General features: G+C 68.4%; 21 protein-coding genes. 19 read left to right on the top strand and 2 right to left on the bottom strand.

Annotated elements, in window-relative coordinates:
• Positions 1 to 77: 77 nt before the first annotated feature.
• From ACQPZF_RS26695 to ACQPZF_RS26605, 19 genes are all read left to right on the top strand, one after another.
• Complete coding sequence (locus ACQPZF_RS26695; protein WP_433261407.1) at positions 78 to 1,067, top strand: ABC transporter ATP-binding protein; 990 nt, start codon at positions 78 to 80, stop codon at positions 1,065 to 1,067.
• Positions 1,060 to 2,049 (top strand): ABC transporter ATP-binding protein, encoded by a 990-nt coding sequence (locus ACQPZF_RS26690; RefSeq protein ID WP_433261405.1) that lies wholly within the window; start codon positions 1,060 to 1,062, stop codon positions 2,047 to 2,049. The genes ACQPZF_RS26695 and ACQPZF_RS26690 overlap by 8 nt, the downstream gene beginning before the upstream one ends.
• A gap of 122 nt (positions 2,050 to 2,171) precedes the next feature.
• A complete protein-coding gene (locus ACQPZF_RS26685) occupies positions 2,172 to 3,653 on the top strand; it encodes an ABC transporter substrate-binding protein (RefSeq protein WP_433261403.1) in 1,482 nt (493 codons plus the stop codon).
• 1 nt (position 3,654) lies between these two features.
• Complete coding sequence (locus tag ACQPZF_RS26680) at positions 3,655 to 4,041, top strand: hypothetical protein (protein ID WP_433261401.1); 387 nt, start codon at positions 3,655 to 3,657, stop codon at positions 4,039 to 4,041.
• Between the two features lie 3 nt (positions 4,042 to 4,044).
• Complete coding sequence (locus ACQPZF_RS26675; protein WP_433261399.1) at positions 4,045 to 5,049, top strand: ABC transporter permease; 1,005 nt, start codon at positions 4,045 to 4,047, stop codon at positions 5,047 to 5,049.
• On the top strand, positions 5,046 to 5,945 hold the full coding sequence (locus ACQPZF_RS26670) for an ABC transporter permease (RefSeq protein WP_433261397.1): 900 nt from the start codon (positions 5,046 to 5,048) through the stop codon (positions 5,943 to 5,945). The genes ACQPZF_RS26675 and ACQPZF_RS26670 overlap by 4 nt, the downstream gene beginning before the upstream one ends.
• Complete coding sequence (locus ACQPZF_RS26665; protein WP_433261395.1) at positions 5,921 to 6,919, top strand: LLM class flavin-dependent oxidoreductase; 999 nt, start codon at positions 5,921 to 5,923, stop codon at positions 6,917 to 6,919. The genes ACQPZF_RS26670 and ACQPZF_RS26665 overlap by 25 nt, the downstream gene beginning before the upstream one ends.
• Before the next feature lie 45 nt (positions 6,920 to 6,964).
• Positions 6,965 to 7,498 carry a cupin domain-containing protein gene (locus tag ACQPZF_RS26660; RefSeq protein WP_433261393.1) on the top strand — a complete coding sequence of 178 codons (534 nt, stop codon included), beginning with the start codon at positions 6,965 to 6,967 and terminating at the stop codon, positions 7,496 to 7,498.
• Between the two features lie 177 nt (positions 7,499 to 7,675).
• Entirely contained in the window at positions 7,676 to 8,845 is a 1,170-nt protein-coding gene (locus ACQPZF_RS26655) for an aminotransferase class V-fold PLP-dependent enzyme (RefSeq protein WP_433261392.1), read from the top strand.
• Positions 8,829 to 9,260 carry an OsmC family peroxiredoxin gene (locus ACQPZF_RS26650; RefSeq protein ID WP_433261390.1) on the top strand — a complete coding sequence of 144 codons (432 nt, stop codon included), beginning with the start codon at positions 8,829 to 8,831 and terminating at the stop codon, positions 9,258 to 9,260. Before ACQPZF_RS26655 ends, ACQPZF_RS26650 begins: the two co-directional genes overlap by 17 nt.
• Positions 9,257 to 9,958 carry a cupin domain-containing protein gene (locus ACQPZF_RS26645; protein ID WP_433261388.1) on the top strand — a complete coding sequence of 234 codons (702 nt, stop codon included), beginning with the start codon at positions 9,257 to 9,259 and terminating at the stop codon, positions 9,956 to 9,958. The genes ACQPZF_RS26650 and ACQPZF_RS26645 overlap by 4 nt, the downstream gene beginning before the upstream one ends.
• Before the next feature lie 102 nt (positions 9,959 to 10,060).
• A complete protein-coding gene (locus ACQPZF_RS26640; RefSeq protein ID WP_433261386.1) occupies positions 10,061 to 10,822 on the top strand; it encodes a cyclase family protein in 762 nt (253 codons plus the stop codon).
• Entirely contained in the window at positions 10,819 to 12,435 is a 1,617-nt protein-coding gene (locus tag ACQPZF_RS26635; RefSeq protein ID WP_433261384.1) for a thiamine pyrophosphate-binding protein, read from the top strand. The genes ACQPZF_RS26640 and ACQPZF_RS26635 overlap by 4 nt, the downstream gene beginning before the upstream one ends.
• 480 nt (positions 12,436 to 12,915) lie before the next feature.
• Positions 12,916 to 13,179: a hypothetical protein gene (locus ACQPZF_RS26630; protein ID WP_433261382.1), complete on the top strand. Its 264-nt coding sequence runs from the start codon at positions 12,916 to 12,918 to the stop codon at positions 13,177 to 13,179.
• Positions 13,176 to 13,388, top strand: a complete 213-nt coding sequence (locus ACQPZF_RS26625) for a hypothetical protein (RefSeq protein ID WP_433261380.1) — start codon at positions 13,176 to 13,178, stop codon at positions 13,386 to 13,388. The genes ACQPZF_RS26630 and ACQPZF_RS26625 overlap by 4 nt, the downstream gene beginning before the upstream one ends.
• A gap of 1,395 nt (positions 13,389 to 14,783) precedes the next feature.
• Positions 14,784 to 15,062, top strand: coding sequence for a hypothetical protein (locus ACQPZF_RS26620; RefSeq protein WP_433261378.1), 279 nt, complete (start codon positions 14,784 to 14,786; stop codon positions 15,060 to 15,062).
• Between the two features lie 256 nt (positions 15,063 to 15,318).
• Positions 15,319 to 17,796: an XRE family transcriptional regulator gene (locus tag ACQPZF_RS26615; RefSeq protein WP_433261376.1), complete on the top strand. Its 2,478-nt coding sequence runs from the start codon at positions 15,319 to 15,321 to the stop codon at positions 17,794 to 17,796.
• 163 nt (positions 17,797 to 17,959) lie between these two features.
• A complete protein-coding gene (locus ACQPZF_RS26610; protein ID WP_433261374.1) occupies positions 17,960 to 18,496 on the top strand; it encodes a hypothetical protein in 537 nt (178 codons plus the stop codon).
• A gap of 240 nt (positions 18,497 to 18,736) precedes the next feature.
• The gene (locus ACQPZF_RS26605) at positions 18,737 to 19,147 is read left to right on the top strand and encodes a peptidase inhibitor family I36 protein (RefSeq protein ID WP_433274700.1); all 411 of its coding nucleotides are present in this window, start codon (positions 18,737 to 18,739) and stop codon (positions 19,145 to 19,147) included.
• Between the two features lie 58 nt (positions 19,148 to 19,205).
• Here ACQPZF_RS26605 and ACQPZF_RS26600 read toward each other — a convergent pair whose 3' ends face one another.
• Both ACQPZF_RS26600 and ACQPZF_RS26595 read right to left on the bottom strand, forming a co-directional pair.
• On the bottom strand, positions 19,206 to 19,622 hold the full coding sequence (locus ACQPZF_RS26600) for a thiopeptide-type bacteriocin biosynthesis protein (RefSeq protein WP_433261372.1): 417 nt from the start codon (positions 19,620 to 19,622) through the stop codon (positions 19,206 to 19,208).
• Positions 19,556 to 19,924, bottom strand: coding sequence for a hypothetical protein (locus ACQPZF_RS26595; protein WP_433261370.1), 369 nt, complete (start codon positions 19,922 to 19,924; stop codon positions 19,556 to 19,558). The genes ACQPZF_RS26600 and ACQPZF_RS26595 overlap by 67 nt, the downstream gene beginning before the upstream one ends.
• Between the last annotated feature and the right edge of the window lie 260 nt (positions 19,925 to 20,184).

Genomic DNA, 20,184 nt, shown 5'->3' with positions numbered 1-20,184 from the left:
GCGTGGGCCTCGGCCAGGCGTTGACAGTGTAGCTAAACGGATTTAGCCTTCCCGAAATCTCCAAGGGCGGAGGCGGGATGAGCGAGTCCACTGCCGACACTGCACTGCTCGCGATCGAGGACCTTCGCGTGACCTTCCACGGCGAACGGGAGGTTCGCGCCGTACGCGGCGTGTCGTTCTCCCTGTCGGCCAGGGAATCCATGGCAGTGCTCGGTGAGTCCGGGTGCGGCAAGACGGCCACCGCCCGCGCGGTGATGGGCCTGCTCGACCCGGGGACCGAGGTGATCGGCCGGATCGTCTACCGGGGCGAGGACGTGCTCACCCTGCCGGCCAAGCGCCGCCGCGCGCTTTGCGGCAGCAAGATCGCGATGGTCTTCCAGGACGCGCAGACCGCGCTGAACCCGTCGTTCACGGTCGGCGACCAGATCGCCGAGATGTTCCGCGTGCACACCGGCGCGTCCAAGAAGGCCGCGCGTGAGCGAGCGACCGACCTCATCGCCAGGGTCGGCATCCCGGACGCGCGGCGGCGTGCCGGGGAGTACCCGCACCAGCTCTCCGGCGGCATGCGCCAGCGCGTCGTGATAGCGATGGCCGTCGCGCTCGGCCCCGAGTTGCTGCTCGCCGACGAGCCGACGACGGCGCTCGACGTCACCGTGCAGGCCCAGATCATCGAGCTGCTCCAGGAATTGCGCCGGGAGTACGAAACCGCGCTCGTGCTGATCACCCATGATCTCGCGGTCGCCGCGCAGGTCGCGTCGCGGGGCGCGGTCATGTACGCCGGTCAGGTTGTCGAAACCGGTCCGTTGAACCGGCTCTACCGCACACCGCGGCATCCGTACACGATCTCGTTGCTCGAATCGGTGCCCAGGGTGGAACGACGGGTCGAGGAACTGGGCTCCATCCCCGGCTCCCCGCCGGATCCGGCCGCGCTGCCCGCCGGATGCGCGTTCGCAGCGCGCTGCCGGTTCGCCATCGACATCTGCCGTGCCGAGCAGCCGGTGTTGCGGGTCCTGGCGGACGAGTCACTGGTCGCCTGTCACCGCGCGGAGGAGGTGGCCGGTGGCTGATCCGTTGCTGCGCGCCGAGAACGTCGTCAAGCACTACCAAGTCCGAAATGGACGCAAGCGCGGTGTCGTTCGCGCGGTGCACGACGTCAGCTTCGAACTGGGCAGGGGCGAGACGCTGGCGCTGGTCGGCGAATCGGGCTGCGGGAAATCGACGTTGGCCAGAACACTGGTGTGCCTCGAACAGCCGACGTCCGGCCGGGTGATGCTCGACGACACCGACCTCGCCGGGCTGCCGGAACGCAGGCGCAGGCCGCAGCGCAAGCGGATCCAGATGGTCTTCCAGGACCCGTTCGCTTCGCTGAACCCGCGCATGAGCGTCGGCGACCTGATCGGTGAGGCGTTCGAGGTGCACGGCCTGCCCGACGGCGTCGGCTCCGCGCGAGCCGCAGTGGCCGAGCTGCTCGCACGGGTCGGTCTGGAACCCGCGATGGCCGGCCATCACCCCCGCCAACTCTCCGGTGGGCAACGGCAGCGGGTTGCCATCGCGAGGGCGCTCGCGCCGCAGCCGGCGGTGCTGATCTGCGACGAGCCGACATCGGCGCTCGACGTGTCGGTGCAGGCCCAGATCATCGCGCTGCTCCGCCGGTTGCAGTCCGACCTCGGCATCGCGTACGTCTTCATCAGCCACGACCTGGCCGTGGTGCGTCAGATAGCCGACCGCGTCGCGGTGATGTACCTCGGCCGGATCGTCGAATCCGGTACCGCGCAGGACATTTTCGAGTCTCCGGTTCATCCCTACACCCAAGCCCTGCTCGCCTCGATCCCCACTCTGACGCCGGGCGGACCGACCCGGCTCCACGGTGAGGCGCCCAGCCCGATGAATCCGCCGGCAGGCTGCCACTTCCGGCCGCGATGCCCGCACACCCAAGCGGAGTGCGGCACCCGCCTGCCCGACTTGGCCGCGTTCGCGCCGAACCACCTGGCCGCTTGCCTGTTTCCCCAGATCCGCCGCTCGCAAATCCCGACGGAGGGCCAATCGTGACCGGTCACCACTCACCCCTGAACCGGCGGGGTTTTCTGCGCGCGGCCGGTGGCGCCGCACTGCTCGTCCCGTTCGCTTCCGCCTGCGGTGACACCAGGACGGGCCAATCGGGTTCGGGCGGCATGCTGAGGTACGCGTTGTCCGCCGAGCCGAAGGGACTCGATCCGGCCTCCACCGGCGAGTCCAACTCCGGCATCGTGATCCACAACGTCTACGACCGGCTGCTGGAGCTGACCGGGGACGGCAAGGACGTCTCCCCGGGCCTCGCGGAGCGCTGGGAGGTCACGCCGGACGGCATCGGCCACACCTTCCACCTGCGCCAGGGCGTGAAGTTCTCCGACGGCAGTACGTTGGACGCCGACGCCGTGGTCGCCTCGCTGCGGCGGACGATGGAAGTCGGGCAGGGCGCGAGCGATCTGCTCATCGACCACGTCAAGCCGGGCAACATCGTCGCCAAGGACGCGGGCACCGTCTTCATCACGCTGGACGCGCCGTTCTCGCCGTTCCTGCGGACGCTGGCGCTGGACGCGGTCGGCTCGGTCGTGAACCCGGCGGTGGTCGCGGCGAACAAGACGCAGGCCGATCCGACCGCGGCGAAGTACCTGGCCAGGAACATGGCCGGCAGCGGCGCGTTCCAGTTCGTCCGCTGGTCGCCCAACCAGGTGATCGAGGTCAAGTCGTTCGACGGCCACTGGCGCGGCAGGCCGAAGCTGGCCGGGGTGCTGTTCAACTCGCCGGTGGAGCCGTCGACCGCCGCGTTGCAGTTGGAGCGCGGCGACCTCGACGTGGTCGGCAACCTGCCGGTCAACCTGATCGACCGGCTGGCGCAGAACAAGGACGTGACGGTCCTCGCCACGCCGCTGCTGGACATCACCTACTGGATCTTCCAGACCGAACAGCCGCCGTTCGACGACGTCCGGGTGCGCCAGGCGATCTGCTACGCGATCGACCACGACGCGATCATGGCCAACGTCGTCAAGGAGAGCGGCATCCCGTTGCGCGGCCCGATCCCGGGCAGCCTCGTCGGCGGGTACGCCGACCACGGTGAAATCGTGGTGTACAAGCGGGATGTGGCGAAAGCCAAGGCGTTGCTGGCGGCGGCCGGCCACGGCAACGGCCTGAAGATCGACAGCACCTACGTGCCCGGCTACGGCACGCTCAAGCAGATCGCCGAGGTGATGCAGGCCAACCTCAAGGAGGTGGGCGTCGAGTGCTCGATCGGTGAACTCCCCCTGTCCACCATCATCGACAAGGTCGGCAAGGGCGAACTGCCGTTCTTCTCCTGGAAGTCCACTTTGAACTACGCCAGCCCGGACGCGTTGCTGTACGGCAAGTTGCACGGCAAGGCGTCCCGGTCGGTCGAGGGCAACCTCGCGCACTACCGCAACGACAAGGTCGACCAGTTGCTCGACCGGGCGCGCGGCTCGGCCGATCACCAGGCGCAGGACGCGGACTGGCTCGCGGCGTCGGCCCAGATCAGCCAGGACGCCCCGTGGCTGCCGCTGTACCAGGACGTCGACCGCCGGGCGGTCCGCAAGAACATCAGCAACTACCGGGAATCCGCGCTGTCGCGGCCCGACCTGTCCATCGTGGGGAAGGATTGACATGGCAGAGGACAACAGCATCATCGAGGTCGAGTCGTGGACCATCCGGGACGGGGTCGACCCGCGCGAGTACCACGAGGGGATGCGGACCTGGTTCCGCTGGGTGGCCGACCGGCGGGCCGAGCTGTTCCCCGAGTGGAAGGCCGCGTCCTACTACCACGAGGTCGATCCGGCGACGCTGACGCCGACCGGCCGGTACACGATGTTGTTCGAGTACCACTCCGAAGCGGAGCGCCGCGCGTACAAGGAGCGGCGCAAGGACTGGTCCGGGCCGTACGCCGAATACAAGAAGGTGGACCCCTACGAGCCGTTCCTCGACGACGTCACGCTGAACTTCTGGGAGCCGGTCGAACGCGGGCTGTGGCTGCCCGGCCGATCACGGTCGTAGTCCATGGGCCGATTCGTAATGCTCCGGGTGCTCATCGCCGTTCCGCTGGTGCTCGCGGTCTCGTTGATCACGTTCCTGCTCACGCACATCGTCCCGGGCGACCCGGCGCGGGTGCTGGCCGGGCTGAACGCGAGCGAGGAGGCCGTGCAGCGCATTCGCGAGCAGGCCGGGCTGGACGAGCCGCTGGTGACGCAGTTCGGGCTGTACCTGCTGCGGCTGGGGCGCGGCGACCTCGGCGACTCGCTGACCAACCAGCAGCCGGTGCTGTCGAACCTGCTGGGCGCGTTGCCCGCGACGATCGAGTTGACCATCGCGTCGCTGATCATCGCGCTGGCGTTCGGCATCCCGCTCGGTGTGCTCGCGGCGACCCGTCGGGGCGGGATTTTCGACCACCTGGGGCGGGTGCTCAGCCTCGCCGGGGTCGCCGTTCCGGTGTTCTGGGTCGGAATCGTGCTGGTGGTGGTGTTCTACGCCCAGCTCGGGTGGTTGCCCAGCGAGGGGCAGGCCGACGTGGCCGGTGGGACCGGGGCGATCACCGGTTTCGCTTCGCTGGACGCGATCCTGCGCGGCGACGGCGCGGGTTTCCTGGATGTGGTGCACCACTTGGTCCTGCCCGCCACCACGCTGGCCTTGCCGACCCTGGCCCGCGTCATGCGGACCACCAGGGCGGCGATGCTGGAAGCGTTGTCCGAGCCGTATGTCGCCACCGCGCGGGCGAAAGGCGTGCCCGAGCACCGGGTCGTGTACGTGCACGCGCTGCGCAACGCGATGATGCCGGTGGTCACCGTCACCGGGCTCGCGTTCGGGTACCTGCTCGGCGGTTCCGTGCTGGTGGAGAAGATATTCAAGTGGCCGGGTGTCGGCCGGTACGCCTACGAGTCGATCACCATGCTGGACTACAACTCCGCGATGGGGGTGACCCTCGTGGCAACCGTCGCTTTCCTCGTGGTCAACCTGCTGGTGGACGTGTTGCACGCGGTGCTGGACCCGAAAGTCCGGCTGTCATGACCGCCGGACCGCCGCGTCGGATCCGCCGCCGGGTCAGCCTCGCGGGATGGCGACCGTCCACCGCGGTCGCCCTCGCCGTGCTGGGGGTGACGGTCGTGATGGCGGTCATCCCGGGTGTGCTCGCACCGTACGACCCGAACGCGATCGACCTCGGCGCCGGCCTCCGGCCACCGTCGGCGGATCACCTGCTCGGCACCGACAACAACGGCCGGGACCTGTTGAGCCGCATCATGCACGGAGCCGGCATCTCGCTCGCGATCGGTGTGTCGGTGGTGCTGTTCTCGACCATCGTCGGCGGCGGGCTCGGGCTGATCGCGGGATTTCGCGGCGGCTGGGTGGACGAGGTGCTCATGCGGATCACCGACGTCTTCCTCTCGGTGCCCTACATCCTGCTGCCGATGGTGGTCGTGGTCGCGCTGCAACCCGGCCTGGTCAACACCACGATAGCGCTGGCGGCGGTGTGGTGGCCCTCCTACGCGCGATTGATGCGCGGGCAGGTCGTGTCGGTCCGTCGACGGCCCTATGTCGACAGCGCGATCGTGCTCGGGGTGCCGACCCGTCGCATCCTGCTCCGGCACGTGCTGCCCAACGCGGTCGGGCCGATCGTCGTGCTGGCCACCACGGACGTCGGATTCGTGATCCTGGCCAGCGCAGGGCTCGGCTTCCTCGGCCTCGGCGCCCGGCCGCCGACCCCGGAATGGGGCGTGATGACCAGTGACGGGCTCGGGTTCCTGCTCGATGCCTGGTGGTACTCGCTGTTCCCGGGTCTGGCCATCGCGCTCGTGGTCCTTGCGTTCACCATCCTCGGCGACAACGTCGGGGACCGGCTCTCCGGTGGCTCCGGCGGCAAGAAGCGAAAGGTGCGTCAGAAGTGGTCCTCACCAGCATCCGGTTGACCCAGTTCGTCGGAGGACCGGCCGAACTGGTCGACCTGGCCGTCACGGCCGAGGAGGCCGGGTTCGATCAGGTGTGGTTCGCCAGTGACCCGTTCATGCTGCACACCTGGGCGCTGTGCGCCGCCGTGGCGCAACGCACGTCGCGCATCCACGTCGGCGCGCTCGGGATGAACCCCGGCACCGTGGACCCGTCGGAGATCGCGGCCTACCTCGGCACGCTCGACCTGTTGTCCGGCGGCCGCGCGCTGGCCGGGATCGGCGCGCACACCGACGGGATGGTCCCGAAGCTCGGTATCGACGGCACGGCCATCCCCGGCCGCACGGCCGAGGCCGTCCGGTTGATCCGCGCGCTCATCGCCGGGGAGGAGGCGCCGACGGACGGCGAGCACTTCCGGTGGAAACCGGGGTGTGCGCTCGGTTTCACGCCACCGAGGCGCCGGATCCCGCTCCACGTCACCGCATACGGCGAGGAGTTCCTCACCGCCGCGGGCGGCTACGGCGACGGCGTGCTGCCGATCCTGTTCCCCCCGGAGACAGCGCCCGAAGTGGTCGGATGGGTGCACGCCGGCGCGGTGGCGGCCGGCCGTGATCCGTCCGAAGTGGACATCGCGGGCTGCGTCTGGGTGTCGGTCGCCGACGACCCGACTGTGGCGGGCGACCTCATCCGGCCGACGATCGCGTTCTTCGGGCCGTACCTGTCCGATCGCGAACTCGCGGTGGTCGGTCTGAGCTCGGCGGACTTCGCGCCGGTCACGGCCGCGATGCAGGCCGACGGTGTCGACGCGGCGGCGAAGCTCGTCACCGACGACATGCTGAGGCTCGCGGTCGTCGGCACCCCGGCCGAGGTCGTCGTCCGACTGCGCCGGCTCCTCGCCGCCGGTGTCACCCAGCTCAGCATCGGCGGCCCGCTCGGCCCCGACCCGGACGCGGCGATCCGCCTGTTGGGTGAGCAGGTGTTGCCGATGTTGGATTAACTACTGTCTGACCGAGCCGACGACGATAGGGGAGCACACACCGTGATGGGCGAACGGATTCGGGAGCTGCGCGCGGCGCGGTCGATGACGGCGACCGAGCTGGCGAAGGCGGCCGACGTGTCGGTCGGGTTGATCAGTCAGGTCGAGCGCGGGATCACCGACCCGAGCCTGGAGACCGTTCGCAAGATCGCGCGAGCGCTGGACACCCCGGTGTTCAACCTGTTCCAGGACACCGATCTGGAACGGGTCGCGTTGGTGCGCAAGGACCGCAGGATGGACATCCGCTCGCCGCAGGGTGGCCTGGTCTACCAGCGGGTGTCGGCGGGCGTGGGCAAGATCGAGGTGCTCGAAGGCTTGCTCGAAGCGGGCGCGGCGTCCTCGGAGACAGGCTGGAGCCACCCGTCGGACGAGTGCGTCGTGGTGCTGACCGGGCGCCTCGTGCTCGAAGTCGACGGTGAGCGGTACGAGCTGAAGCCGGGCGACAGCGGGAGCTTCGACTCCCGGCTGCCGCACCGGTACCTCAACGAGACGACGAAACCGGTGCGGTTCATGCTGTCGGTGACGCCGCCGAGCTACTGACGGTCCCGGCCACCGACGGCTTGCTTTTGCGTGGCCGCCATGGTCACCGACCGGTTTTTGGTTTGCCTACAAGGCTTCAGGGAGTTCGTGCGGTGGGGACGCGGGTCAGCGCATCCTTGACTTGGCTCGGCGAGGCTCCCTACCATCCTTTAGTCACACTAAAAGTTTTGAGGTGTCATGCCAGTGAAACTCACCAGCCGCCAGTTCCGGGAGTGTTTCCCCGTCCTGGCCGACACCGTGCACCTGGCCAGTTGCAGCCAGGGCGCGCTGTCGGGCGAACTGCTGGCCGCACTGTCCGAGATGACCTTCACGATGCGCGAGCACGCCGCGCCGTGGGACCTGTGGATGGCCGAGGTCGAGCAGGCGCGGCGGCGGTTCGCCGCGCTGGTCAACGCCGACCCCGACGAGATCGCGGTGGTCCACTGCGCGTCGGACGGCGCGTACCAGGTGGCCTCCACGAAGGACTGGTCGGCGCGGCCCGGAATCGTGACGACCGACATGGAGTTCCCGTCCGTCGGCCACGTCTGGCTGGCCCAGGCGGCGCGGGGCGCCCGGGTGACGCACGTGCCCGAGCGGGACGCCGCCGTCGACATCGGCGAACTCGTCGCCGCGATCGACGAGCGGACCGGCTTGGTGTCGGTGCCGATCGCGTCCTACCGGAACGGCGCGAGGATGCCGGTCCGCGAGGCCGTCGAGAAGGCGCACGAGGTCGGCGCGCGGGTGTTCGTCGACGCGTACCAGGCTGCCGGGGTGCTACCGGTGGACGTCCGCGCGCTCGACTGCGACTACCTCGTCTCGGGCGCGCTGAAGTACCTGCTGGGGTTGCCCGGTGTGGCGTTCCTCTACGCCCGGGGCGGGTTGGCGGACGACCTGCCGCCGCAGCTCACCGGCTGGTTCGGTCGGGTCGACCCGTTCCGGTTCGACCCGAGGAAGGTCGACTACCCGACCGAGGCGCGCCGGTTCGAGACCGGCACTCCGGGCATCCCCGCCGTCTACGGCGCCAACGCCGGGTTGCGGCTGCTGTCCCGGGTCGACCTGCACGACGTCGAGCGCCATGTCGGCGAGCTGGCGACCCTGGCGTCCGAGCGGTTGCTCGATGCGGGCGAGCAGGTGTGGGGGCCGCGCGACCCGGCGCACCCCGGCCCCCAGGTGGCACTGGTCGACCAGAACCCGGATGCCCTCGCCGCCCACCTGTCCGCGCGCCGGATCGCCACGGCGCCGCGGGGAACGGTGCTGCGACTGGCCTTTCACTACTTCAACGACGAGTCCGATGTGGACGCGGTGTGCTCGGCGATCGCCGACTACCGCGCGAAGAACCGAGGAGACACAGGTGCTGCACATCCGTAGGTCCTCCCGAGCGAGCTGGCACGGTCCGGCGTCCACCGGAAGCGGGACGCTCGACCTCGGCAGGCGGGGCGCGTCCCTGCCGTTCAGCCTGCGCAGCCGGGTCGGCGAGGAGCCCGCGACCAACCCCGAGGAGCTGCTCGGCTCCGCGCTGGCCGGGTGCTTCTCGATGTCGCTGGCCAACCTGGCCGAGGAGAACGGCACCCCGGTCGAGTCGATCGACGCGGTCGCCGTCGTCCACCTCGTGCAGACGGCAGAGGGGTTCCGCATCCCCCGGGTCGAGCTGTCCTGCGTGGTCCACGCGCCGGGCGTGGCCGAGGACAAGGTGCGCGAGATGGCGGAACACGCCGAGCGCACCTGTCCGGTCCGGCTCCTCTACGCCGCCGATGTCACCCTGAAAGTCGAGGTCGAATCGTGAGCAAGGTCTTCCACTACGGCCTGGTCGAACCGTCCTGTGTGGATGGTGACACGGTCGACGTCCGCGAGACCCACCGGGACGACGCGGCCGGACTGCGGCAGGCGGTCTACCACGTGCGTGCCGGCCGTTCGATGCCGCGTTCGCCGGGCGCCGGGCGGCTGGAGACCCTGTTCGTGCTGTCCGGCGACGGAACGCTGCACGTCAACGGGGAAAGCCAGGCGCTGCGCGCGGAACTCGCGGTACTCGTCGTCGGGGAGGACGTCTACGAGATCACGACCGACAGCGAGGTCGTGCTCGTGTCGGTCACGGCGCGACAGCATCCCGACGTGGCGTGCGGCGACTACCGCCTGTGGATCGACCTCGCCGATCAGGTCAAGCAGGACGCGGTGAGCGACCGGGAGTACCAGACCCTGTTCGACCCCGGGACCGGGTGTTCCGGCGTGACCCAGTTCGTCGGGTACATCCCGGCGATCCGCACGCCCATGCACTACCACCCCTACAGCGAGATGGTGTTCGTGTTGTCGGGTACCGGTCGGGTCGAGATCGCGGGTTCGACGTCCACGATCGGCGCGGGCACGTGTTTCTACCTTCCGGCCGGCGTCCACCACCTGGTGGAGAACCTCGGTGGCGAAGGATTCCTCCGGTTGCTCGGGGTGTTCGTGCCTGCGGGCAGCCCGTCGCAGAACATCCCGGTGTGACGTGTCGTGCGGCTGAAGGTCAAGTACCGTAGCGGTTCCTCGACGCCCTGACCCGCCACCGGCTGGTGCAGCGGTTCAAGCTCTGTGAGATGGGAGAGGCTGATGTCGATTCTGTCCGACCTGCTCGGCGCGCTCGGCTCGGGACGGGTCGAGGTCGTAGACCTGACCGCTCCGCTGCACTCGGGCACCCCGCTGCTGCAACTCCCGGAACCGTTCGCGAACACGATCCCGTTCCGGCTGGAGGAGATCAGCCGCTACGACGACCGGGGACCGGGCTGGTACTGGAACGACATCCACACCGGGGAGCACACCGGCACCCACTTCGACGCGCCGGTGCACTGGGCGACCGGCAGGGACGGCGAGGACGTGTCCCAGGTCGACCCGGCGAAACTCGTCGCGCCCGCCGCGGTGCTGGATTTCGCCGGGAATGCGGCCCAGGACTCGGATTTCCTGCTGGAGATCGCGCACGTGAAGCAGTGGCAGGAGGCGCACGGCCCACTGCCGGACGGCGGCTGGCTGCTGTACCGGACCGGGTGGGACGCCCGGGGTGAGAGCCAGTCGGAGTTCCTCAACGGCGGTCACAGTCCCGGCATTTCCGTGGAGTGCGCCCGATGGCTCGCCGAGGAGACCCCGATCATCGGCGTCGGTGTGGAGACCGTGGGCACGGACGCGGGCGCCGCGCATTCGTTCGAGCCCGCTTTCCCCTGCCACTCCTACCTCCTGGGCGCGGGCAAGTACGGCCTGACGCAGTTGCGCAACCTCGCGGTCCTGCCGCCGACCGGCGCCGTGGTGCTCACCGCGCCGCTGCCGATCGTCGGTGGTTCGGGCAGCCCGACCCGGGTGCTGGCGCTGGTCGAACGATGACGGTCGCGGACGCTGTCGGCCGCGCACTGGCGGATCTCGGCGCCGACCACGTGTTCGGCGTGGTCGGCAGTGGGAACTTCCACGTCACCAACGGCCTGATCGCGGGGGGAGCGCGGTACGTCGCCGCCCGGCACGAAGGCGGTGCGGCCACGATGGCGGACGCGTACGCGCGTACCAGCGGCAAGCTCGGGGTGTTGTCGGTGCACCAAGGCTGCGGGCTGACGAACGCGATGACCGGCATCGCCGAGGCCGCCAAGAGCCGGACCCCCATGATCGTGCTCGCCGCCGAGGCCACCTCATCGCGCTCGAACTTCTTCGTCGACCAGACCGCGCTCGCCACGTCCGTCGGCGCCGTCGCCGAACGCGTCACCTCCGCCTCATCCGCCGTGGACACCGTCGTGCGAGCGGTTCGCCGCGCCACGCACGAACGTCGTACCGTCGTGCTCAACCTGCCGCTGGACCAACAGACCGAACCCGCTCCGGTCGGCTCGATCGACCCCGTGCCGACGTACCTCCCACCCACGCCCGACCCCTCAGCCGTCGAAGCGCTCGCGGCGGCCATCACCAAGGCGCGTCGCCCGGTGTTCGTCGCCGGCCGGGGCGCCCGCCACGCCCGCGCCGAGCTGGAACGCCTCGCCGAGCGATGCGGCGCGCTGCTGGCGACGTCGGCCGTGGCCAACGGGCTGTTCGCCGGGAACCCGTGGTCCCTGGGCATTTCCGGCGGCTTCTCCGGCCCGCTCGCCGCCGAGCTGATCGCCGACGCGGATCTCGTGGTCGGCTGGGGTTGCGCGCTGAACATGTGGACCACGCGGCACGGCACGCTGATCGGCCCCGAAGCGACCGTCGTGCAGGTCGACCTGGATGCGGACGCCCTTGGTGCGCACCGTCCTGTCGACTTGGGGGTTGTCGGCGACGTCCGGGCCGTCGCCGCCGCTTTGCGGGTCGAGGAATCGCCGGGCTACCGGTCGTCCGGACTGGCCTCGCGGATCGCGCGTTCCGGCCGCTGGCGCGACGTCCCCTACCGCGATGAGTCCGAAGTGGACAGAATCGACCCGCGCACGCTGTCCATCGGGCTGGACGACCTGCTGCCGGCCGACCGGGTGATCGGGGTGGACTCGGGCAACTTCATGGGCTATCCGAGCGCGTACCTCTCGGTGCCCGACGAACGCGGATTCTGCTTCACCCAGGCGTTCCAGTCGATCGGCCTGGGCCTGGCCACCACCATCGGCGCGGCCCTGGCCGAACCCGACCGCCTGCCGGTCGCGGCGCTCGGCGACGGCGGAGGCCTGATGGGCATCGCCGAACTGGAGACCGTGGTCCGGCTCGACCTGCCGATGGTCGTCGTGATCTACAACGACAGCGGCTACGGCGCCGAGTTCCACCACTTCGGTCCCGCCGGGCATCCGCTGGACACCGTGCGGTTCCCCGACACCGACCTCGCGGCCGTCGGACGCGGTTTCGGCTGCACCGCACTGACCGTGCGCCGCCGCGCCGACCTCGCCGGCCTGACCCAGTGGCTCAACGGCCCGCGCGACACCCCGCTCCTGATCGATGCGAAGGTCACCGCTCGTCGTGCGTCCTGGTGGCTGGAAGAGGCCTTTCGCGGCCACTGACGTCGAACCCTCGTGAACATGCTGCGCAAGGGTCACAACTAGGCCATCTTCCCCCATGACCTGCGCACCGGCGAACAGGACGCGGGGTACCCGCGGTTCGCGGCCCTGCGCAACTACTTCCGCCAGAGCGCGGGCTACGCGGTCGGCCAGGCGCCCGATGCCTGCGCGACCCTCAGATGTCTACGACGGCTGCTACAACGGCACACGGCGCTACCACAACTACGAGAAGGACCTGCTCCAGCGGGACGTCGAGGGAGGCGGTCGCACCACTCTCACCGAGCAGTTCACCTGGCACCCCCAGCACTACGGGTTCTGCAAACGTCACCCAACCCGCGGTGACCTAACTTCGCGCGACGGACCGACCACGCCAGCCGCAACGACTACATCTACTTCGACGTCGACCCCCGCTTCGCGCCGGCGACCGAACGCGCGTTCCGGATCGCCGTCACCTACCGCGACACCGGAACCGCCAAGTGGAGCGTGCAGTACAGCACCGCCACGGCCTCCACCCCGACGGTCACCAACACCAACTCCGGCGCCCTCAAGACCGCGATCTTCACCCTGTCCGACGCCGCGATCCGCGGAGCACAGGCGGGAGGCATGGACTTCCGCGTCTACAACGGCGGGTCGACCGACGTCGTCGTCCGCAGCGTCCCGCGTGATCCGCGGCGGCGCGTGAACCCCTTCCAGCACGGGGCGGACCGAGGGCACACGCCCTCGGTGACCCTGTGGTCGGTTGCGTGATCGAGCTGTTCGGGTGCTTGCCAGGCCCGAGGGACGTCATCGAAGGCGTCGTCAACGAGGTCGAGCCGCTCAAGCGACCAACCTCTGGAGCAGCGAGCATCGCCCTGCTGCGCAAGCGAATCCTGCTCGACCAGCGACACTTCGCCAACGAGCAGGGGTTCGACCTCGCACCCGGCCCCGGCTGGTTGATCACGCAACCGGTGCCCTAGCCGACGTTTGTACAGTCCCGTCGTCGTGAGGCACGGCGACCTTCGCCACATCACGAAGGACAGGGTGCTCCGAGCAGGTTCAGGGTCGCGTTCCGGGACTTCCCCGATCGGAGGGCGGGGCAGAGGTCGGGTTTGCGATCAGCGTGACCGCGAGCACCAGTACGGCATCGTCACCGGAGAGGAGTGGGCGTGCAGTCGCACCGCTGACCGAGGAAGGCGGTCGGTCGTCGGGGTGAGTGGGCAGAGTCGGGCCGGTGACCGACCGCGCCGCGTATTCCTTGTCCCGCCGGTTGATCGCGGTTGGCGGGCTGTTGTTCACGGCCGCCTGCCAGGTGGCCGGGCCTTCGGCGAACGGGTCCTGCATGGTGTGGGGCACCGGCCCGGAGGCCGTGGAGCACCGAGCGTCGTCGGGGGAGTGGAGCGGCCTCGGTTCAGTTGTGGTTGACGGGCCATGCCGCAGCGGGGTTGCAGTGTGCCGGGCAGGCCAGGATGTAGAACTCGGTACCGAGGAAGAGTAGGTACTTGTCGCGGTCGGACGCGTCGGGCTGGTGGGGGTTCTTGTCGAACCTGGTGTTCTCGGGTAGCTGACACACGTACACCAGGTCGGTGCCACAGGGGCAGCAGTAGGACTCGCGCTCCTGGATCCAGGACGGGACACCCCCGATCTTGAACTCAGGCAGACCGCGGTGCCGTGTTCGGTGAATGCTTCGTCGGTCACCTGGCCGTCGGTCATCTGGTCGTCGGTGAGCTTCTGCTCAGGCCACCAGATCGTGAGTTTCTCGGCGCCCGGGTTGAGAGTGAGCCGGCGCGGTTGCAGGTACGGCTCTGGAGTGTCGGTCGGACCCATGTCGTCGCGATGGAGCAGGATCCGCCAGAACGCACCGGGGTAGTTCCAGATCGGCGGTGCTCTCGACCAGGTACATGGTGATGTCGGATCGACGGACCAGGGGAGCGCTCACGACGCCCATCCTTGGCGATCAAGCCCAACGAGGCCCTGGCCCGCACCTGGGCGCGGGCGGCGTTCACCACGGCAGGCGTCTGGTCCACGGCGCCGGGTATGCCTTGAGAAGGTGTTCCAGCGTCAGGGGCCGTCGGCAGGACGGCCCCTGAACACGAGGCGTCAAGTGCGCTCAACTGCTCCCAAACCGAGCGCCCGATCGGCGCCGCGCGCCCCTCGTGCCGCGACAGGTGGCAGCGGAGGCGGTTTCAGCCCTCCACTGCGGCACCGGCCGCGTCGGTGGAATTCCGCCCGGACTGTCCGACCGGGTCAACAGCCCCGTGGGCGGCCGGCTGGGCCAGGCGCCCATCCCGGACGGCGACGTCACCGGCCGGACGGCCCGCCGAAACACTGGCGCTGGAGATGGCTCGCCGCCCGCATGGACTCTGGCGGCGAAAGTGGACCTCGAACAGATCAACGTGTCCACGACCGAGGAGTACGCCGCCCGGCCAGACGGGGCACAGGCCCGGCTGCACGTAGAGCTCAAGCGGGAGGAACAAAGCCGCAAGGGCGAACTGACCAAGGCCGCCTATCGGGAATACCGGGAAGGTCGGCTTCCTTCCGGACCCGGAGCACGCTCCCTCATCGCGGCCTTCGAGCACGTCGACGCCGGTCTTGTTGAACTCCACGCTGGTCCGGCCACGGTGGTGGCCACCGACCGGCCGCGCCAGGTGTAGTTCGTCAGCTCGCTGATCTCCAGGTCATGGAGGACCTGCGCGACCGTGCTGCTGGCCTTGGGCGGGTCGAAATCTTGCGACGAAGCTCCGACGGGTAATCCCTGGGTATGCCGACCTCGCACCGGGATCATCAGCATGACTGTCCAGTAACCTGACTCGATTAAATCCGCGGCATATCAAAGTCGAAGGCGGTCGAGGTGGACACTTGACAACGCGGTCCGGATAATGGCTGTCCGGACCGTTGGAAGGTGGACGTGTGCCGCGTGTCGAGCAGCCGCTTGTGCCGGACGGTTCCGCACTCGTGGGATTCGCGATTGACCTGCGGCTTTTGCGGGCTCGGGCAGGGCTGCCGGCCTATCGGGAGCTGGCTCGTCTGGCGCACTATGCGTCGACGACGCTCGCTGAGGCCGCCGCAGGGCGGAAACTTCCCAGCCTCGACGTTACGCTTGCTTTCGTTCGCGCGTGCGGCGGAAACGAGATCGAGTGGAAGGAACGCTGGCATGCGGTCGCCACGGAACTGAACGCACGCGCGGCGGTTCCTGGGCCAGTCGACGAGGTCGCAGTTGGAGCGCCGTATTTTGGTTTGCGCTCGTTCGGTCCCGATGACGCGGGTTTGTTCTTCGGCCGGGAACGACTGGTCTCCGAGGTGCTGGACCGGCTTGGGGAACGGCGGATCGCGGTGTTGTTCGGCGCTTCCGGCTCGGGGAAGTCCTCGGTGCTGCGAGCGGGTGTCGTCCCGGAGTTGCGAGCTCGTGGCACCGTCGTGTCGACCTTCGCTCCGGGAGCTCGCCCGATTGAACAGGGGTGTGTTCATCTCGCGTCCGTCCTGGGCGTCGTGCCGAGCGTGGTCGCGGACGAGTGGTGGCATGACGAGCGTGGCCTGCACCGGCTGGTATTGCAGGCGTTGGTCGGGCACGACGAGCGCGCTGAAATGGTGGTCGTGGTGGACCAGTTCGAGGAAGTGTTCGCGCTGTGCCGTGACACCGCCGAGCGCGAGCGGTTCATCGCCGGGCTGATCACCGCGGCGTCCACCGAGGGCAGTAGGTGCCGAGTCGCGCTGAGCGTGCGATCGGACTTCTTCGCCCACTTCTCGGCACACCCCTCCCTCCTCGCGGCTCTGCCAGAGGGACAGGTCGTGGTCGGACCCATGACCACCGACGAACTGCGCCGTGCCATCGTCGAACCCGCCATGCGCAAGGGCTGCGCCGTGGAGAGCCGGTTGCTGGCCGAGCTCATCGCCCAGGCACACGGGCGGACCGGCGTGCTGCCGCTGCTGTCGCACGTGCTGCTGCAGGTGTGGGGGCGCAGGAGCGGAAGCCTGATGACACTGTCCGCGTATCAGGCCGGCGGTGGGCTCGACGGCGCGCTGAGCCGGACCGCAGAGGAGATCTACAACAGCTTCAACGCCCAGCAGCGACGGACCGCCAAGACGCTGTTCGGCAGGTTGGTCGCACTCGGTGAAGGCACCGAGGACACCAGACGGCGACTCGACACCGCCGAACTCGACGAGGACTCCACCCTGGAGGCCGTGCTCGACACCCTGATCCGGGCACGGCTGCTCATCCGGGACCACGATGCCCTGGAAATCACCCACGAAGCGCTGATCCGAGCCTGGCCACGACTGCGTCAGTGGCTGGAGGACGATCGCGACGACCTGCGCCTGCACCGTCAACTGGCCGACGCCGCCCACACCTGGCTCAGCCTGAACAGGGCCCCCGATGCCCTGCTGCGCGGTGCTCGACTTGATGCCACGAGGGAATGGGCCGACCGTGGTGGGCCGGCCAGCGCTGCGGAGCAGGAGTTCCTCGACGCCAGCATCTCCGCGGACCAGGCCGCACGAGCGGTGGCCCGGCGTCGCGCCCGCAGGTTGCGGCAGTTCGTCGCCGTGTTGACCGTGCTCGTGGTGGTGCTCACTGGCATGACCGCATACGCCGTGGTCACCCAACGAACCGCCACAAGCGAGCGCAACAACGCCTTGTCACTGAGAGCTGCCGATGCGGCACTGGTTCTTGCGGAAGATGATTCCCATCAAGGGCTTTTGCTCGCGCTCGCGGCCTACCGGGTGGCGCCCACGGCGGAAGCCCTCAATGCCTTGCGCGTCATCACCGCAGGACAAGGTGAATACATCTTCGGAACAGACCTGTCGGCCGACGAACACGTGCACGATGTGGGACCTCAGGCACGCTTCATCGTGACGACAAGGCCACTGAACCCCGAATCACCATATCGACTGTGGTCAGTGGACCGGGACAAGTACGTCTCCGAGATCTGGAAGGGACGTTACCCTCCGGTATTCAGTCCGGAAGGGCGGTTTGTCGCGCTCTCCGAAGAGCGGCTGACCCGGCTGTGGGACGTTACCGACCAGAGACATCCCCGTGTGATCGCCACGCTGAACTGCCCGACATTGATTCACAGCATCAGTGAATCCGGGGAAACCATGGCCGGAGTGAGTCGGGTACCGGACGGTGTGATCCCGGAGGGCGCACCGGTCCCGCCTCAATGTCGATCGGCCTACAACGTGATGGTATGGCGCAATGCCACTAACTTAAGCTTTCCGCTGGTCAGGGCCAGGTTCGTCCGCCGAACAGGCCGGATGACACTACGAAAGATTGTCCACTTAGGACATAGTTGCATCGCGCAGGCGCAGATCCCCAGGTCGCCTCTCGCCCCAACGAGTCCGGGATGGCCCGGATCCGGTCGAGCTGAACGTCCTCTGGATCGATCTGAGCTGTGAAAACGTGGCTAAAGTTAGTGGCATTGTGGTATGGCGGCGAGACAGCTCGGGACAGTTCGCAGGCTTCGCACTGCCCGATAGGCACGGACAGAGGATCACCTTGCGCCCCGACGGGCGAGCAGCAGCGGTCGTCCGGCCTGATCCCGTCACGAAAGAGACCGATGTGGAACTCTGGAGCCTTGAGCCCGACGGCGCACCGCGTCAAGCAGGTATCGCCGCCACTTCCTCCGGAGAGAACTGGGACGTCACCTTGACGTACAGCGCAGACGGGCGATCGCTCGCCGTCAGGCAGCGCGAAAAAGCACCTGCTGTCATCGACGTCGGGGACCTGTACGCTCCTACGCTGCGAGTCGACTTGAGTCAGCAGCTCGGCACCGTATCCGAGGTCGAGTTAGGCCCTGATGGCCGGACACTGGCGATGACCGGCCCTTCGTCATTTGAAGTATGGGACGTGAAGGGCCGGGAAGGCTTCCGCCGAGTCGTAGGTATCGGAAAATTCGGCGACCCCGTGGCCGGATGGAGCTACCGTCCCGATACGCGTGAAGCTGTATCCGTCAGCCCTCAAGGCTGGTTGTGGAAGTTCGACCTGGACGCCGAAAGTCTGTTGGGAAAGGTTTGTGCCCGCCGCGACGTGGACAAAGAAGCCGTTGGCTGGGCGCTACATTTCCCCGGCGTGCCCCAACAGGAACTGTGCCCGTGACCACGCGCATATTCCACATCTAGGATCGCCATCAAGGTGTACCAGTCGTTCAACACGCGACACTTCCGACCGGCGCTCCACGTCGATTCCCATTGACCGGACGTTGATGTCCGGCATCCATCCTTCCGGCACCGGACAACCCGTCTGCACTACACCGGTGACCATTGCCTCGGCCTCGAAGAGGGGATGAGGCAACGCCGGACCATCCGGCATCGATGGATGAGAGAGGCTGTGAACAGCATGCGTTGGCTGAAAGGTTTGACTGCTGCGCTGGGGTTTGTCGCGGCGACTGCCCTTGTGGCACCGGCCGCAGCCCACGCGACGCCGCTCGACACTCCGGTGTCCGTGGCTTCGTGGGAACAGTGCCTCGACGGCTACTTCTGCGTGTGGGAGTATCCCAATGGGAATGCGGGCGTCATCGGCGGGCATTTCGCCCGCTTCGCGTGGGGATCGGAGAATCTGGCGAACCCGATCGGCGGTTTCGTTTTCAACGACAAGATCTCGTCGGTGTGGAACCGCACCGGCAAAGTCTGGTGCACCCACGTCGACAAGGAGTACCAGGGAAGAGTGTGGCCGGTCGGAAACTGGCGCGGCAACACGGCGCAGTACAGCATGGACAACAAGATCAGCTCACTGCGAGTGTGCCCCTGACCGTAGGTAGTTGACCGTGGGCTTCCCACGCCGCTCAAGCGGAGTGGGAAGCCCACGGTTACCAGCGGCAGACCTGCGCCGATGCGGGTGAGCCGGCTACCCGAAGTCGGAGACGCGGCGAACCGGTGGCGGCGAGGTCGCGCAGGGCGCGCCGGCGTCGGCGAACGCGGTGACCCAGGCGGCTGGCGGTGCGGTGTCGGCCGGCAGCAGGCTGCCGGGTGAGGTGTCGGTGGTCATGAGTCGCCGAAAGCTGGGTTCGTAGGCGGTGCAGCCGGTCCTGGCCTGCGCCGCGCAGCAGCGTGCTGCACAGCAGAACGGGCAACTCGCGCTCTCCGATCGCCGCCTGCCCGGTGCGGAGGTGGACGAGGCTGTGGCGGCTGTCGGAATGGAAGAGACGGTGGGCCACGGTCATGCCGTCGGGGCCGCCGAAGGCATGCCCCTCGGGCTCGTAGATCTGGTTCCGACGTCGGTCCACCAGCCGGGCAGGTCGTCGGTGCTGCCGGGGAGGGGTTCGGTGAGCCGCACGAGGTAGGACAGCACCTCGTCGGTGATCTCGTGCTGCGGATTGTGGTGCAGGTGGTAGGCGCCCAGGCCGGACAGGCCGCAGATCAGGTCGCATTCGGCCATCGCGCGCGGAGTCGGAGTCGATTGTCCGGGCGAGGCCGCGTCGCTGATCGACATCGGCTTGCGGATCAGGTGTCCCGACGACACCCAGGTGTCGGGCGACCCGACCGGTCTCGTCGAGAGGTCCGGTCGTCTGCCGTCGGCCTTGAACATCTTGACCGCGGATGGTGCGGCACCTCCGGCGGCGACACCGCCCGGCCGGTCGCGCCATCGTCCCGATCGGCCGCAGTGGAGCGTTCCGATCGTGCCGGCAGATCGTGAACCCGCTTGACCGCCGAAGGTGATCTGTGGTGAGTTCAACCGGACGGGGGTGGGGGCCCTCGGTCACTGTGCATCGACCAGGGGGGTTCCGGTGGCACGTCTTCGTCGGCATGCGTTTCTCACGGCCAGACCGGTTCGGATCAGATTCAAGC

This window comes from Actinosynnema sp. CS-041913, assembly GCF_050942485.1.
Lineage (GTDB): Bacteria > Actinomycetota > Actinomycetes > Mycobacteriales > Pseudonocardiaceae > Actinosynnema.
The sequence above is the reverse complement of the archived record's forward strand: the minus strand, read 5'-3'. Positions and strand labels throughout refer to the sequence as shown.

What these genes read in the sequence shown, in the direction of transcription:
- ACQPZF_RS26680 (WP_433261401.1), top strand. Translation starts at nt 3,655, where the DNA reads ATGGCAGAGGACAACAGCATCATCGAGGTCGAGTCGTGGACCATCCGG.
- ACQPZF_RS26660 (WP_433261393.1), top strand. Translation starts at nt 6,965, where the DNA reads ATGGGCGAACGGATTCGGGAGCTGCGCGCGGCGCGGTCGATGACGGCG.
- ACQPZF_RS26595 (WP_433261370.1), bottom strand. Translation starts at nt 19,924, where the DNA reads ATGTTCAAGGCCGACGGCAGACGACCGGACCTCTCGACGAGACCGGTC.
- ACQPZF_RS26635 (WP_433261384.1), top strand. Translation starts at nt 10,819, where the DNA reads ATGACGGTCGCGGACGCTGTCGGCCGCGCACTGGCGGATCTCGGCGCC.
- ACQPZF_RS26695 (WP_433261407.1), top strand. Translation starts at nt 78, where the DNA reads ATGAGCGAGTCCACTGCCGACACTGCACTGCTCGCGATCGAGGACCTT.
- ACQPZF_RS26675 (WP_433261399.1), top strand. Translation starts at nt 4,045, where the DNA reads ATGGGCCGATTCGTAATGCTCCGGGTGCTCATCGCCGTTCCGCTGGTG.
- ACQPZF_RS26670 (WP_433261397.1), top strand. Translation starts at nt 5,046, where the DNA reads ATGACCGCCGGACCGCCGCGTCGGATCCGCCGCCGGGTCAGCCTCGCG.
- ACQPZF_RS26640 (WP_433261386.1), top strand. Translation starts at nt 10,061, where the DNA reads ATGTCGATTCTGTCCGACCTGCTCGGCGCGCTCGGCTCGGGACGGGTC.
- ACQPZF_RS26655 (WP_433261392.1), top strand. Translation starts at nt 7,676, where the DNA reads ATGCCAGTGAAACTCACCAGCCGCCAGTTCCGGGAGTGTTTCCCCGTC.
- ACQPZF_RS26605 (WP_433274700.1), top strand. Translation starts at nt 18,737, where the DNA reads ATGCGTTGGCTGAAAGGTTTGACTGCTGCGCTGGGGTTTGTCGCGGCG.
- ACQPZF_RS26685 (WP_433261403.1), top strand. Translation starts at nt 2,172, where the DNA reads ATGCTGAGGTACGCGTTGTCCGCCGAGCCGAAGGGACTCGATCCGGCC.